The organism is Acinetobacter sp. 24-47-47 (genome assembly GCF_057737035.1).
Genome location: NZ_CM173216.1, coordinates 40,401 through 54,335, shown reverse-complemented (window position 1 = coordinate 54,335; position 13,935 = coordinate 40,401). Strand labels below are relative to the sequence as shown.

The window sequence follows — 13,935 nt, the reverse complement described above, 5'->3', positions numbered from 1 at the left end:
CAATGAAGGAGGTCGCACATGAAATATTCAGAATATCAACCTCGCCCAGACTTATTGAAAGATAAAGTAATTTTAATTACGGGTGCAGGTGATGGCATTGGACGCGCAGCAGCGTTGAGCTATGCTTTACATGGTGCGACCGTCGTTCTTCATGGTAGAACGCTGAACAAGTTAGAAGTGATCTATGACGAAATTGAAAGTTTAGGTGCTCCTCAACCTGCAATTTTGCCACTGCAACTTTCTACTGCAACAGCATATGATTACGAACGTCTTGTGGAAACGCTTGACCAACAATTTGGTCGTTTAGATGGTATTTTGCACAATGCTGGGATTTTAGGTGAGCGCGTTGAATTGGCCCACTACCCTGCTGAAGTGTGGGATGATGTAATGGCTGTAAATTTAAGAGCACCTTTTGTTCTTACTCAACATTTACTTCCATTATTAGAAAAATCTCAAAATGCCTCTGTTGTTTTTGCAAGCTCAGGTGTCGGTCGTGAAGCACGTGCGAAATGGGGCGCATACTCAGTCTCAAAAATTGCCATTGAAGCGGTCAGTCAAATTTTTGCAAAAGAAAATGTCTATCCAAATATCCGTTATAACTGCATTAATCCTGGTGCAACACGAACAGCTATGCGTGCTAAAGCATATCCTGATGAAGATCCGAAAGTATTGGCAACGCCTGAACAAATCATGCCAGCTTATTTATATTTAATGGGCGAAGACAGTATAGGTATGAATGGTCAGAGTATTGATGCTCAGGATTAGTTTTTTCAAAATTACATGATGAGGATCTTCAGATCCTCTTTTTTTAAATTATAGTTCTAACAAAACCTATTAAAAAATTTACCTTTAGATTTTAAAGCTTAAACAAATAAGTCTCAACAACTTTTGAATACACCCATAAACTAAGAAATTATCTAATGGTAGTATCACTTACTTTGCTTTAAGCGTCTTAAGTATTTATAACTTAATAAAAACCCGACAATAATGTCGGGCTTTTATTTCATTCTTATCAGTCAAATAAACGATCGAAGAATGATTTCTTTTTAGGTGAAGATTTACTGTCCGCACCATCTAAAGATTCTTGTAACTCTTTTAAAAGTTCACGTTGACGTGCAGTTAAGTTGACTGGTGTTTCAATCACGATACGGCAAAGTAAATCACCTTGCATACTTGTGCGTACTGGTTTTACACCCTTGCCACGTAGACGGAACATTTTACCTGTTTGTGTTCCCTCAGGTACTTTCAAGTTCACACGACCATCAAGGGTTGGAATCTCAATTTCTTTACCCAATGCAGCATCAGCGATACTAATCGGCACATCCATATACAAGTCCGCGCCATCACGTTGGAAGATTTCATGTTCACGAACATTAACTTCTACGTATAGATCACCTGATTGACCATCACGAATCGCTTCACCTTTTCCAGTTAAACGAACGCGATCGCCATTATCTACGCCTGCAGGAATGGTAACTTCAAGTGTCTGTTGACGATCTTTAACACCTGAACCATGACAAGTGCCACAAGGATTTTTAATAATCTTACCTTGTCCGCGACAAGTGCTACACGTTTGTTGAACTGAGAAGAAACCTTGTTGCATACGGACCTGGCCAGCCCCGTGACAAGTTTTACAGGTTTCAACATCATTCGGGTTTTTAGAACCTTTACCATCACACACTTCACATGGTGCTGGCGCAGTAAAAGTGATTGTTTTCTTTACGCCACGTACAGCTTCTTCTAAGCTGAGCTCAAGCACATAACGTAAGTCTGAACCACGTCTTTGACGCTGTTGGCGACCGCCGCCACCAAACGCGCCACCGAAAATGTCACCAAACTGACTAAAAATGTCTTCAGCGCTAAAACCGCCACCGAAACCACCGCCGCCGCCACCGAAGCCGCCTTCAAACGCATTATGTCCCATGCGGTCATACATGCTGCGTTTTTCACTATCAGATAAAACTTCATACGCTTCAGCAGCTTCTTTGAATTTTTCTTCTGCTTCAGCATTATCAGGGTTACGGTCTGGATGATATTTCATCGCCAACTTACGGTAGGCTTTTTTAATTTCATCATCACTAGCTGTTTTAGAAACCCCTAAAACCTCATAATAATCACGTTTAGCCATGTCTGGCGATGCTCCACAAAAAAATTTGATATGACTTCTCTGCGGAATATGTTGGGGTCATATTCCGAGATTACAAGTAAATTAAATCATTATTTTAAAAAGCGGCTTTTTTCTGGAGATATTTCACTAAGCCTTTAAGCCATGCATTTAGGAGAAATAGCCATGCAATTGTGGTAAAAATGACACCAATCACCGTACACCCCTTCACCCATAACACACTATCCCAATAGATAAAGCAGGCAGGAATAAACCAAAGAGCAGCAAATGCGACCATCATCATGAATAGCACAACATTTCGTGCAATCCATAATGCTTGAGCATGGATCCAGACTTCAGCGTCTTGCGCTTGAGCCACTTTTTGCGCTAAAAAATAGGCGATTGCAGCACTGATACCAGTGAACAATGCAAGAAACATGAATACATAAGACATCGTAATTAATCGACGATGTCTTGTTAAATTGTCTCGCCCCATGGATGCTTTTTTATACCTCAACCGAGTGCACATTCAGTTTTTTTATGTACTCAGCCCACTGTGTTATTTTGTGTTAAAAACTAGGGACTACTATATTGAATTTTTCAATGCTTCGCACCTAGTATTCACATAAAACTACGCGGTTTTTGACTCTTTTTTTACTTTAAACCATGCCGCATAGAGTGCTGGCAAGAAGAACAGCGTTAATAATGTTGCGATAATGAGTCCACCCATAATTGCTACCGCCATTGGACCAAAGAAGATACTGCGTGAAAGCGGAATCATCGCCAACACAGCAGCCAATGCAGTCAAAATAATTGGACGGGCACGGCGTACTGTCGCTTCTAAAATCGCTTCCCACTGAGAATGACCCGCTTTGATATCTTGCTCGATCTGATCAATCAAGATAAGCGAATTACGCATAATCATTCCAGATAAAGCAATGGTACCTAGCATCGCCACAAACCCGAAAGGCTTATTGAATATTAACAGGAACAATACCACGCCAATTAAACCCAAAGGCGCGGTCAAGAAAACAATAAACGAACGTGAAATACTCTTGAGCTGAATCATGAGCAAGGTAAAGACCACAGCCAAAAATAACGGCATGCCAGCATTTACTGAAGTTTGCCCACGTGCAGATTCCTCCACAGTGCCTCCCACTTCTACCAGATAACCACTTGGAAGTTCGGCACGAATTTTCTCAATAGATTCAGTTAATTCACCAACCACAGTAGCTGGTTGGAGTTTAGTCCGAATATCTGCGCGTACAGTAATCGTCGGCAAACGGTTACGATGCCAAATCAGACCATCTTCAAACTTATATTGGATATTCGCAATCTGTGCCAATGGAACTGTTGTACCTTGACTCGTCGGTACAGCGAGACTTTGTAACGATGCCACATCAACACGTTCCGCTTGATCGCCACGTAAACGAATATCAATCAACTCCCGTTTCTCACGATACTGATTAATTGCAGCACCCGTAATTGAACTATTTAAGAAATTCGCCAAATCTAAGCTAGATACGCCTAACTGACGCGCTCGATCTTGATCAATTTCAAGTGAAATAATTTTACTCGGCTCACCCCAATCTAAATGAACATTGGTGGTATTTGGATTTTCACTGATTGCTTGTGACACTAATTGTGCTCGTTGGCGGACAGTATTTAAATCTTCACCAGAAACACGGTATTGAATTGGATAACCGACTGGTGGTCCATTTTCCAATAGCGATACACGTGACCGTACTTCAGGCAATAACTTGCTAATTTCTTCACTCAGATTCTTGCGAATCTCATCTCGCTCATCTAATGAGGAAGCCAAAACCACAAATTGTGCAAAACTCGCCTGAGGCAATTGTTGATCAAGCGGCAAATAGAAACGTGGAGAACCTGTACCAACATAAGCGACGTAATTATCGATCCCTTTTTGAGTCGACAAGAATTTTTCTACTTTTTTAACCGCATTTTCTGTCGCTGTTAGAGAAGCACCTTCCTCTAGTTTTAGATCCACTAAAATTTCAGCACGGTTTGATGGTGGGAAAAATTGTTGTGGAACAAGTTTGAACATCAAAATTGACAAGACAAATATTGCAAACGTCGCAGCAATGACGGTTTTACGATAAGTAATACATAACTCAACCCAAGATCTAAATTTTTGATACGTCTTGGTTTGATATGGATCGTGATGCTCACCATGGTGTTGAACGACGGGTTGTGGCTCTGGTTGTTGACGTAATCTTGCCCATAAGCGTTGATACCACGGGGCTTTCTGATTCATTTGATTAAAATCAGGCAGTAATTTGTCACCTAAATAAGGAACAAACAGTACCGCTGCAAACCATGACACCACTAAAGCAATGGTTACAACTTGGAAGATTGAGCGAGTATATTCACCTGTGCTCGACGCAGCAGTGGCAATCGGCAAGAATCCAGCTGCAGTGATCAGCGTCCCCGTTAACATTGGAAATGCGGTCGACTTCCAAGCAAAACCTGCGGCTTTTAATCTGCTATATCCTTGTTCCATTTTAATGGCCATCATTTCAACTGCAATGATGGCGTCATCAACCAAAAGTCCAAGTGCTAAAATTAACGCGCCTAAAGAAATCTTGTGCAGTCCAACATCAAAGAAATTCATGCCTGCGAACGTCATTGCCAAGACCAAGGGAATAGAGAAAGCGACCACTAATCCTGTACGGAAACCTAAAGAGAAGAAGCTGACCAATAAGACAATAATCACGGCCTCTGCGAGCACTTTGATAAATTCGTGAATACTGCGTTGCACCGCTACAGGCTGATCTGAAACTTTTTTAAGTTCCATCCCTAAAGGTAAAGTTTGTTGTAGATCATTAAAGGTCTTTTCTAGATTTTTCCCTAGCGCAATGATGTCACCACCCTTACGCATAGACACCGCAATACCAATACCATTTTTGCCCATAAAGCGCATACGTGGTTGAGCTGGCTCACTAAAGCCACGGTAAACTTCAGCCACATCGCCCAATTGAATGGTCTTATCACCAACCAGTAATGGCATGTTCTTGAGATCTTCGACTGATTTCAATTGTCCGCTGACACGCACTTGAATACGATCTGAGCTTGTTTCAAAGAAACCTGCGCTCGCCATGGTATTTTGTTTTTGTAGTGCTTCTTGAATTTCAGAAACTGGAATACCCAATTGAGCGGTTTTCGTATTTGAAATTTCTATCCAAATTTTTTGATCTTGCAAGCCGACTAAATCAACTTTCCCGACATCTTGCACACGTTGTAGTTGCAGCTGTAAGCGATCGGCATATTCCTTCATCACGGCATAATCAAAATCATCACCCGTTAAGACATAAATATTCCCAAAGGTGTCACCAAATTCATCGTTAAAGAATGGACCTTGAACACCGCTAGGAAGTTGGTGTTTGATATCTCCAATTTTTTTCTAACCTGATACCAAACATTTGGTAATTCATGGGAACGCAGCGAGTCTTTGGCAACAAAGGTCACCATTGATTCACCAGGACGAGAATAGGCTGCAATACGATCATAGAGCCCCGTACTCATTAATTCTTTTTCAATACGATCAGTCACCTGTAAAGAGACTTCTTCCGCTGTCGCACCTGGCCAATAGGTTTGAACGACCATTACTTTGAAACTAAATGGAGGGTCTTCACTTTGTGATAGTTTTGAGTAGGAATAAACACCCAATATTCCCATCAAAATCATGAAATAAAGGATCAGTCCCTTATTTTTTAACGCCCATTCTGACAAGTTAAAGTTCATATTTTCGCTCCAACTTGTCCTGCTTTCACATTTACTGCACGGTTTTGACGGTCAATCGGATTAATTTTTTGTTTATCTCGCAGTAAGTGTACACCGCCAACCACGATCCAATCAGAAGCTTTTAAACCTTGGGTCACAGGTACTGTATCACGACCATAAGCACCTATTTGAACATTCACCTTACGGATACTGTGATCTGGATTCACAACCCAAACATAAGGCTGATCTTCTGTTGCAGATACACTGGTCAAAGGAACATTAATCACATTTGAACTGGTATTTGAAAAAAATACTCGCGCACTTTGTCCAAGTTGAATTGCTGAACGCCCTTCAGTCAAAGCAACTTTGACACTAAATGTTCTAGATTGGTCGGCAGCAGGTGAAATTTCACGCACATATGCGGCGAAACGCTCCTCTGGTTTTGACCATAGCGTAACCCAAGCTTGTTGACCTGTTTTAATTTCTGATACTGCTTGTTCTGGCACACCAATCACCACTTCACGATCACCATCTATCGCCAGTTGATATGCTGCCTGCCCTGCTGCGATCACTTGACCAACTTCAATACTACGCTCAGTGATGACGCCATTTTTATTGGCAATGAGTTGGTTATATCCCGTCTGATTACTACTCACTGCATAATTTGATTGTGCTTGTTTTAAATTTGACATGGCCGATTTATATTGATTTTCTACGGCATCATATTGCGAACGACTCACCGCATTAATAGGTAATAACTGCTTAAAGCGTTTGTATTCTTCTTCGGCAATTTTGGCTGCAGATTGCGCGCTTTCTAACTGAGCTTTTGAAGCATTTAACTGCAGTTGAGCATCTTTCACATCTAATTTTGCTAAGACTTGCCCGACTTTGACTCGATCCCCTACATCAACATAGCGTTCAGTAATTTGTCCTCCAACACGGAAAGCCAATGCCGTTTGCTGTCTCGCCTGAACTTCTCCTGCATAACTTTTCAGTTCATCTTGGGAAGTATTCGGCTGGGCAACCATCACAAATGGAATTTGTTCCTCTGTGGGTTTATCCTTACTACACGCGGTGAGTATCACGCTACAAATGAGCATTAGACTGTATGTGGCAAATTTTTGAAGACTCATGTGCACTGCTCTTATGTCAATTTTTAGGCAAATCAAATTAGGGATATTAATTTGATTATTTTTTAATTAATATACCGCATGGTACAGTAATTAAAAATCATTTTTCAAGGTATGACCTAAACTGTTTTTTTTGGATTTTTTTGTGCAAATGAATATTGGACGTCCTAAGGATTTAGTTAAAAAGAAACAAATATTAGAGGCAGCTAAACGTTTGTTTCTAAAACAGGGCTTTCATGGTTCAAGCATGAATCAAATTGCCAAAGAAGCTGGCGTGACTAAACTGACGGTGTATAACCATTTTCAAGATAAAGAATCGTTATTTACCTATGCAATTGCAGAAACGTGCGAAGAATCAATCAATGCTCGGCGAATCCAATTACACCCTGAATCCAATTTTTTAGAAGACTTCTATCAGGTGTGTAGTTTAGCGCTGCAAATTGTCAATCTTCCTGAAGCCATTAAGCTTGAGCATTTATTATTAGAATTGGCAGCAGAGCAAAATCCTTTGGCTGAACCTTTTTATAATGCATCTCATAAGCGGTTATTTGTGGTTTGGACTGATTTTTTTGCTCAAGCGATTGAGCACGGATTTATCCAGAAAGATGATGCTGAAAAGCAAACACATTTGCTCCTTTCTTTACTCTTAGGGCATCGACATCATGAAGTATTGTTAGGTGTTCGTCAGGTTCCCAGTGAAGCAGAATGTGATGAAATTATTCATCAAGCCATCGAATTATTTATGCTGAAATACAAAAAATAGCTCTCTCCATTCTTAAATGGCGTATTTTTCACCTAATTTTCTTTAAATTATTTTGCAATCGCTTGGCATGTCATGAATAAGCGGTATAGTCAAAAGAACAAGAAAAGGAGAAAAAAATGATTCAACAAATTGATGCTCCATTACGTGAAGACGTACGCTTACTCGGTAATCTTTTAGGAGAGACTTTAAAAGAACAAGCTGGACAAGATTTGTTTAATCAAGTTGAACAAATTCGTGCACTCGCGAAAGGTGCACGTGATGGTGATAGTGAAGCTGAAAAACAATTAGAAAGTTTATTTTTAAGTTTAAAAGATGATGAGATTCTTCCACTGACACGCGCTTTTTCACATTTTCTGAACTTTGCCAATATTGCAGAACAATATCATGTGGTACGTAGCCGTCGCCAAAATGAGTTTGATAAAAACGGCGCTGCAGCGAATGTCCTTATTCCCCTTTTTGAAAAATTTCAACAACAGCTGATTTCAGCGGAAACCCTTTATCAACAAATTTGTGAGCTAAATATTGAGCTTGTACTCACCGCACATCCTACGGAAGTTAGTCGTCGCACCTTGATCCAAAAATATGATGGGATCAACGAGTGTTTATCTAAGTTTGATCAGCAAAAGCTGACCCCCAAACAGCGCGCTCAAGTTCTTTCTGAATTAAAACAATTGGTTTGTTCAGCATGGCAAACCGATGAAATTCGCCAACATCGTCCAACCCCAATTGATGAAGCAAAATGGGGTTTTACTACCATTGAGCAAACTTTATGGAACGCTATTCCTAAGTTTGTCCGTGAATTGAATCAATTGGTTCAAGAGCATTGTTCTCAAGCTTTACCTTTAGATATTGCACCTGTGCGGTTTGCATCTTGGATGGGTGGTGACCGAGATGGAAACCCAAATGTTACACACAAAGTGACTCAAGAAGTTTTATGGTTATCTCGATGGAAAGCCGCGGATCTCTACCTCCGAGATATTGAAGATTTACGTTGGGAGCTTTCTGTTCAGGCGTGCAGTGATGAACTAAAGGCTGCCTTAGGTCAGCCTCATCCAGAGCCTTATCGTGAATATTTAAGAACAACACGTGAACGCTTAAAAATTACAAGAGAATGGCTCACTGCAAAATTACAAGGTCAACATTCTGATGTGGATCGTAGCCAGATTATTCATCACAAAGATGAGTTGTTGCAGCCATTATTGTTATGTTATCGCTCATTAGTCGATTCAAACCTTTCCGGTATTGCTCAAGGAAAGTTACTCGATTTTATTTATCGCGTGAATTGTTTCGGTATTGAGTTATTAAAACTAGATATTCGCCAAGAGTCAGGTCGTCATCGTCAAGCAATTTCAGCGATTACTGAATATCTTGGACTTGGCAATTTTGAGACATGGACTGAACAAGCCCGTCAAAACTTCTTATTACAAGAACTGCAAAGCAAACGCCCTTTACTTCCTAAGCATCTTAATGAATCTGCTCAAAGTCTTATTGAGCATCCTGATGTTCAAGAAGTATTCGCTACCATGCGAACTTTGGCAGAACAACCTGCTGAAAGTCTAGGTGCTTATATTATTTCAATGGCGGAATATCCAAGTGACGTTTTGGCGGTTCTATTACTCCAAAAAGAAGCAGGTATTAAGCAACCTCTGCGTGTAGTTCCATTATTTGAAACGTTAAAAGATTTAGATGGCGCAGCTTCGACCATGAATACTTTATTCAGTATGCATTGGTACAAACAACATATTCAAAACAAGCACGAGGTCATGATTGGTTACTCTGACTCAGCAAAAGATGCAGGTTTCATGTCTGCAAATTGGGCTCAGTACCGTGCACAAGAAGAGTTAACAGCTATTGCCAAACAACATGGTATACAACTCACTTTGTTCCATGGTCGTGGTGGCTCAATTAGTCGTGGTGGTGCTCCAACCCAACAAGCACTATTTTCACAACCACCTGGCTCAATCTCAGGTGCAATCCGTGTGACTGAACAAGGCGAAATGATCCGATTCAAATTTGGATTAGAAGAAATCGCACTGCAAAATTTAGAGATTTATACCGCAGCTACCCTTGAAGCGACTTTACTGCCACCACCAGAACCCAAGGCAGCATGGCGCGAGTTGATGCACAAGATGACGGAACTCTCTGTGAATGTTTACCGTCAAACAGTCCGCGAAAACCCTCATTTTGTCCAATATTTAAGAACCGTGACGCCAGAGCTTGAATTACAGATGCTACCTTTGGGTTCAAGACCAGCGAAACGAAAAATCAGCGGTGGTATTGAATCCTTACGTGCAATTCCATGGGTATTTGCATGGACTCAAATTCGATTAATGCTTCCAGCATGGTTAGGTACTGGTGCAGCCATCAATCAAGTCATTTCAGAAGGTCACAAAGCTGAGCTAGATGAAATGTTAGAACAATGGCCTTATTTCCAAACTTTAATTGATATGTTGGAGATGGTGCTATCTAAATCAGATAGCAATGTCGCATTGTATTATGAATCTCATCTCACCCAAGATGAAAATCTTAAAGTATTGGGTGCGGAACTACGCCAACGCTTACATGATGCCGTACAAACTTTATTGGCGATGAAAGGTGAATCTAAATTACTCAGTTCTAATGAAGTTCTTGATCAAGCCATGAAGATCCGTAAACCCTATCTCCTTCCATTACACCTGTTACAAGCAGAACTCATGAAAAGACGTCGCGAATATTTAGCTGAACGAACTGTCGAACAAACTGAAGTTGACCATGCATTAATGGTAAGTATTGCAGGTATTGCTGCTGGGTTACGTAATACGGGTTGATTTCACGACTGCCTATGCTTAAGTACCTTTATGGGCTTGAGCAATTTAGAGACTTTATTCTAATTTTCAGTAATGACAACAAAGCACCTATAAATTTTTTACTCAATATGGATATAGATTTTTTTGATATAGCTGAATTGCAATAGGCTGATTTTACTTTAATTTTAAAACATATTTTTTTTACCAATGGGTAAAAATTCAATAAAAGTCAGACCATTAGTTTTAATAATTTTTCAAGAAACAGATGATTTCTCATAAAACAGGCGTATGATGTGCACAATTTAACTATTGAGTGCTCACTTTATGACCAGTTGGTTTCCTAAATGGCGTCCCTTCACGGATGATATTGATACGCGTCCTGTTGGCACGACCGAATATTTACCTCCTGCGCAAAGTGTAGTTCTTGGCATTCAACATGCTTTTGCCATGTTTGGTGCGACAGTTTTAGCACCATTATTAATGGGTTTTGATCCTAATCTTGCCATATTAATGTCAGGTATTTGTACCCTGTTATTTTTCCTCATCACTGGCGGTCGAGTGCCCAGTTATTTAGGCTCAAGCTTTGCTTTTATTGGTGTAGTCATCGCGGCAACGGGCTATGCCGGTGCTGGAGCAAATGCCAATATTGCATTAGCTGCTGGGGGAATTATTGCCTGTGGTGTACTTTATGCCTTAATTGGTTTTCTGGTGATGGCAACAGGTACTCGATGGATTGAAAAGCTCATGCCTCCTGTAGTAACAGGTTCTGTGGTCATGATCATCGGTCTGCATCTTGCACCGGTAACGGTAAAAAGTGTCGCGGGTAATCCATTTAATATGTGGATGGCATTGATTACTGTCATGTGTATGGCTTCAATTGCAGTATTCACCAAAGGGATGCTACAACGCCTACTTTTACTTGTGGGTTTGGTGCTGTCTTATATCGTATACTTTGTTATTACGAATATCATGGGTTACGGTACTCCAATTAACTTCACGCCGATTACACAAGCTGCATGGTTTGGTCTGCCTAACTTTCATGCTCCTGAGTTCAGTACGAACGCGATGCTCATCATTGCTCCTGTAGCTTTAATTTTAGTGGCTGAAAACTTAGGTCACATCAAAGCAGTCTCTGCCATGACTGGTGAAAATCTAGACCCACATATTGGTAAAGCGTTTGTAGCCGATGGTGTTGCAACATCATTAGCCGGTGGTGTAGGTGCTCCAGGCATGACCACTTATGGGGAAAATATTGGCGTGATGGCTGTGACACGTGTCTATTCCACGATTATTTTCGCCATCGCAGGTGTATTCGCAATTTTCCTTGGCTTATCACCAAAATTTGGTGCAATTATTCAAACCATTCCAACTGCGATTCTTGCAGGTGCATCAATTGTGGTGTTTGGTTTAATTACCATAGCTGGTGCTAAAATTTGGATCGAACATCGTGTCGATTTCTCTAAAAATAAAAACCTCATGATTGCTGCGATCACGCTGATCTTAGGTACTGGTGACTTTGCGCTTCAATTTGGTAGCTTCAATTTAGGTGGTATTGGAACGGCTACCTTTGCTGCATTATTCCTGAATTGGTTCTTTAGCTTAAATGGAAAGTCTAACTAAAAATCTATCGCATATAAAAAAAGAGAGCTTAATGCTCTCTTTTTTAATTTTTTATTCTAATTAAGTATTTTAAGATTTTTTTTCAATGGGTTTAGGTCGACCAAAATAATAGCCTTGAAACGTATTACAACCATTTTCTTTTAGAACTTGGAACTGCTCTTCAGTTTCTACACCCTCTGCCACCACATTCAGATCAAGAATTTGTGCTAAATCAATAATCGTTTTCACAATAGCAATATCACGTGGATTACCGACAATATTTTCTACAAATGAACGATCAATTTTGAGTTGATCCAGTGGAAGCATTTTGAGGTAATTCAATGAAGAATATCCTGTTCCAAAATCATCCATAGAGAATCTTAATCCACGCTCGATGAGCTTTTTCATTTTCTCAATTGAGTTATGCATATCGGTATAGAACATGCTTTCAGTGAGTTCTAAACGTAATAATGTTGGATCAATTCCTGCTTCATCAATAATCCGAAGCACATTTTTATCAAAGTCAGTCTTACGGAATTGTTCGACACTAATATTGACTGAAATCGTCCAGTTTGAAGATTCTGGGTATTGGCTCCAATCTTTTAACTGTTGGCATGCTAATACTAATACACGATTACCAACATCATGTATGAGATCAGTTTTCTCCACTTCTTCAATAAATCGACCTGGTAAAATCAAACCGTGTTCAGGATGACTCCAACGTAGCAAGGCCTCATACCCAATCACTTCCTCTTCACGATTTACTAAAATCTGATAATAAAGTTGGAACTCATCTCGCAATAAAGCTAATCTTAAATCATTTAATAAAGCAGCTTTAGCAATTACACTTTGTTCCATTTCAGGATCAAAAACACATATGCAGTTTTTACCATTTTCTTTAGCTTGATACAGCGCCATGTCGGCGTACTTAAGTAACTCATTTTTTGGCAATTTTGAATTACGGAAAATAAAAATTCCGATACTAGAGCTAGTATGGATTTTATTATCCTTTAATACGAAAGGCTCATTTAATGCAGCACGAACTTTATCAGCGATTTGCATCACTGCTTGATTAGCAATCGTTTCATCTGGATCTAAATCTGAAAGAATAATTAAAAACTCGTCTCCACCAAGACGGACAATTGCATTCTGCTGTGCCACACACTCCATAAGGCGCACCGAGACCATTTTGAGTAGGTCATCTCCACGATCGTGTCCTAACGTGTCATTAATATTTTTGAAGTTATCCAAATCCAACATCATGAGTGCACTATGTGTACCATTTTGTTTACATGATTCAATCACCTCCAACATGCGTTCTTGCATAAAACGGCGGTTAGGCAATCCCGTTAATTCATCATGTAATGCCATATAACGTGCATGGTCTTCGGAATTTTTTAGCTGTGTGATATCAGTTCGAATGGAGATATAGTTTTGTAAAACGCCATTATTATCTTTAAGCGGTACAATCGTGGTTTCAACCCAATATAAAGAACCATTTTTAGCTCGGTTACAAATTTCGCCTTTCCAAATTTCTCCACTCGAAATGGCTTTCCACATATATTTAAAAAAACTTCTCGGGTGATAGCCTGAATTAATAATTTTATGTGTTGATCCGACCAGCTCTTCATAAGAATACTGTGAGATATTACAAAACTTCTCATTGACATGAGTAATGACGCCACGTGCATCTGTTATGGCTACAATTGAATGTGCATCAATGGCTACTTTATAGTTTTCAAGATCCTTGACTATTTTTTCTAATTGTAACTGGGTATCCATAGCGCCTTCGACCGTCAGTCTAAAAAG

Annotated in this window: 8 protein-coding genes and 1 pseudogene; 4 read left to right on the top strand and 5 right to left on the bottom strand. The window is 40.0% G+C overall.

Annotated features, from left to right (window positions below; genetic code table 11):
• Positions 1 to 18 precede the first annotated feature (18 nt).
• Complete coding sequence (locus AC1M9E_RS00215) at positions 19 to 765, top strand: YciK family oxidoreductase (protein ID WP_035268812.1); 747 nt, start codon at positions 19 to 21, stop codon at positions 763 to 765.
• A gap of 247 nt (positions 766 to 1,012) precedes the next feature.
• Here the strand turns inward: AC1M9E_RS00215 and dnaJ are convergent, their stop codons facing one another.
• From dnaJ to AC1M9E_RS00195, 4 genes and pseudogenes are all read right to left on the bottom strand, one after another.
• Positions 1,013 to 2,128 (bottom strand): molecular chaperone DnaJ, encoded by a 1,116-nt coding sequence (gene dnaJ / locus AC1M9E_RS00210; RefSeq protein WP_035268804.1) that lies wholly within the window; start codon positions 2,126 to 2,128, stop codon positions 1,013 to 1,015.
• A gap of 94 nt (positions 2,129 to 2,222) precedes the next feature.
• Positions 2,223 to 2,600 (bottom strand): hypothetical protein, encoded by a 378-nt coding sequence (locus AC1M9E_RS00205; protein ID WP_481596485.1) that lies wholly within the window; start codon positions 2,598 to 2,600, stop codon positions 2,223 to 2,225.
• A 135-nt stretch (positions 2,601 to 2,735) separates the two neighbouring features.
• A pseudogene (locus tag AC1M9E_RS00200) lies at positions 2,736 to 5,869 on the bottom strand (efflux RND transporter permease subunit).
• Complete coding sequence (locus tag AC1M9E_RS00195) at positions 5,866 to 6,981, bottom strand: efflux RND transporter periplasmic adaptor subunit (RefSeq protein ID WP_481587753.1); 1,116 nt, start codon at positions 6,979 to 6,981, stop codon at positions 5,866 to 5,868. Before AC1M9E_RS00195 ends, AC1M9E_RS00200 begins: the two are co-directional and overlap by 4 nt.
• A gap of 142 nt (positions 6,982 to 7,123) precedes the next feature.
• Here AC1M9E_RS00195 and AC1M9E_RS00190 point away from each other — a divergent pair, with 142 nt between their 5' ends.
• The 3 genes from AC1M9E_RS00190 (at position 7,124) to AC1M9E_RS00180 (ending at position 12,147) form a co-directional block, all read left to right on the top strand.
• Entirely contained in the window at positions 7,124 to 7,741 is a 618-nt protein-coding gene (locus AC1M9E_RS00190) for a TetR/AcrR family transcriptional regulator (protein ID WP_035268797.1), read from the top strand.
• 116 nt (positions 7,742 to 7,857) lie between these two features.
• Entirely contained in the window at positions 7,858 to 10,548 is a 2,691-nt protein-coding gene (gene ppc, locus AC1M9E_RS00185; protein WP_481587754.1) for a phosphoenolpyruvate carboxylase, read from the top strand.
• Between the two features lie 303 nt (positions 10,549 to 10,851).
• A complete protein-coding gene (locus AC1M9E_RS00180; protein ID WP_488224885.1) occupies positions 10,852 to 12,147 on the top strand; it encodes a solute carrier family 23 protein in 1,296 nt (431 codons plus the stop codon).
• A 69-nt stretch (positions 12,148 to 12,216) separates the two neighbouring features.
• On the opposite strand, the gene AC1M9E_RS00175 is transcribed toward AC1M9E_RS00180, so the two are convergent.
• The gene (locus tag AC1M9E_RS00175) at positions 12,217 to 13,908 is read right to left on the bottom strand and encodes a putative bifunctional diguanylate cyclase/phosphodiesterase (RefSeq protein WP_488224884.1); all 1,692 of its coding nucleotides are present in this window, start codon (positions 13,906 to 13,908) and stop codon (positions 12,217 to 12,219) included.
• Positions 13,909 to 13,935: the final 27 nt, after the last annotated feature.

Bases quoted from the DNA above. Each gene is read 5' to 3' on its own strand.
- AC1M9E_RS00175 (WP_488224884.1), bottom strand. From the start codon at position 13,908: ATGGATACCCAGTTACAATTAGAAAAAATAGTCAAGGATCTTGAAAAC.
- ppc (WP_481587754.1), top strand. From the start codon at position 7,858: ATGATTCAACAAATTGATGCTCCATTACGTGAAGACGTACGCTTACTC.
- AC1M9E_RS00195 (WP_481587753.1), bottom strand. From the start codon at position 6,981: ATGAGTCTTCAAAAATTTGCCACATACAGTCTAATGCTCATTTGTAGC.
- dnaJ (WP_035268804.1), bottom strand. From the start codon at position 2,128: ATGGCTAAACGTGATTATTATGAGGTTTTAGGGGTTTCTAAAACAGCT.
- AC1M9E_RS00205 (WP_481596485.1), bottom strand. From the start codon at position 2,600: ATGGGGCGAGACAATTTAACAAGACATCGTCGATTAATTACGATGTCT.
- AC1M9E_RS00215 (WP_035268812.1), top strand. From the start codon at position 19: ATGAAATATTCAGAATATCAACCTCGCCCAGACTTATTGAAAGATAAA.
- AC1M9E_RS00180 (WP_488224885.1), top strand. From the start codon at position 10,852: ATGACCAGTTGGTTTCCTAAATGGCGTCCCTTCACGGATGATATTGAT.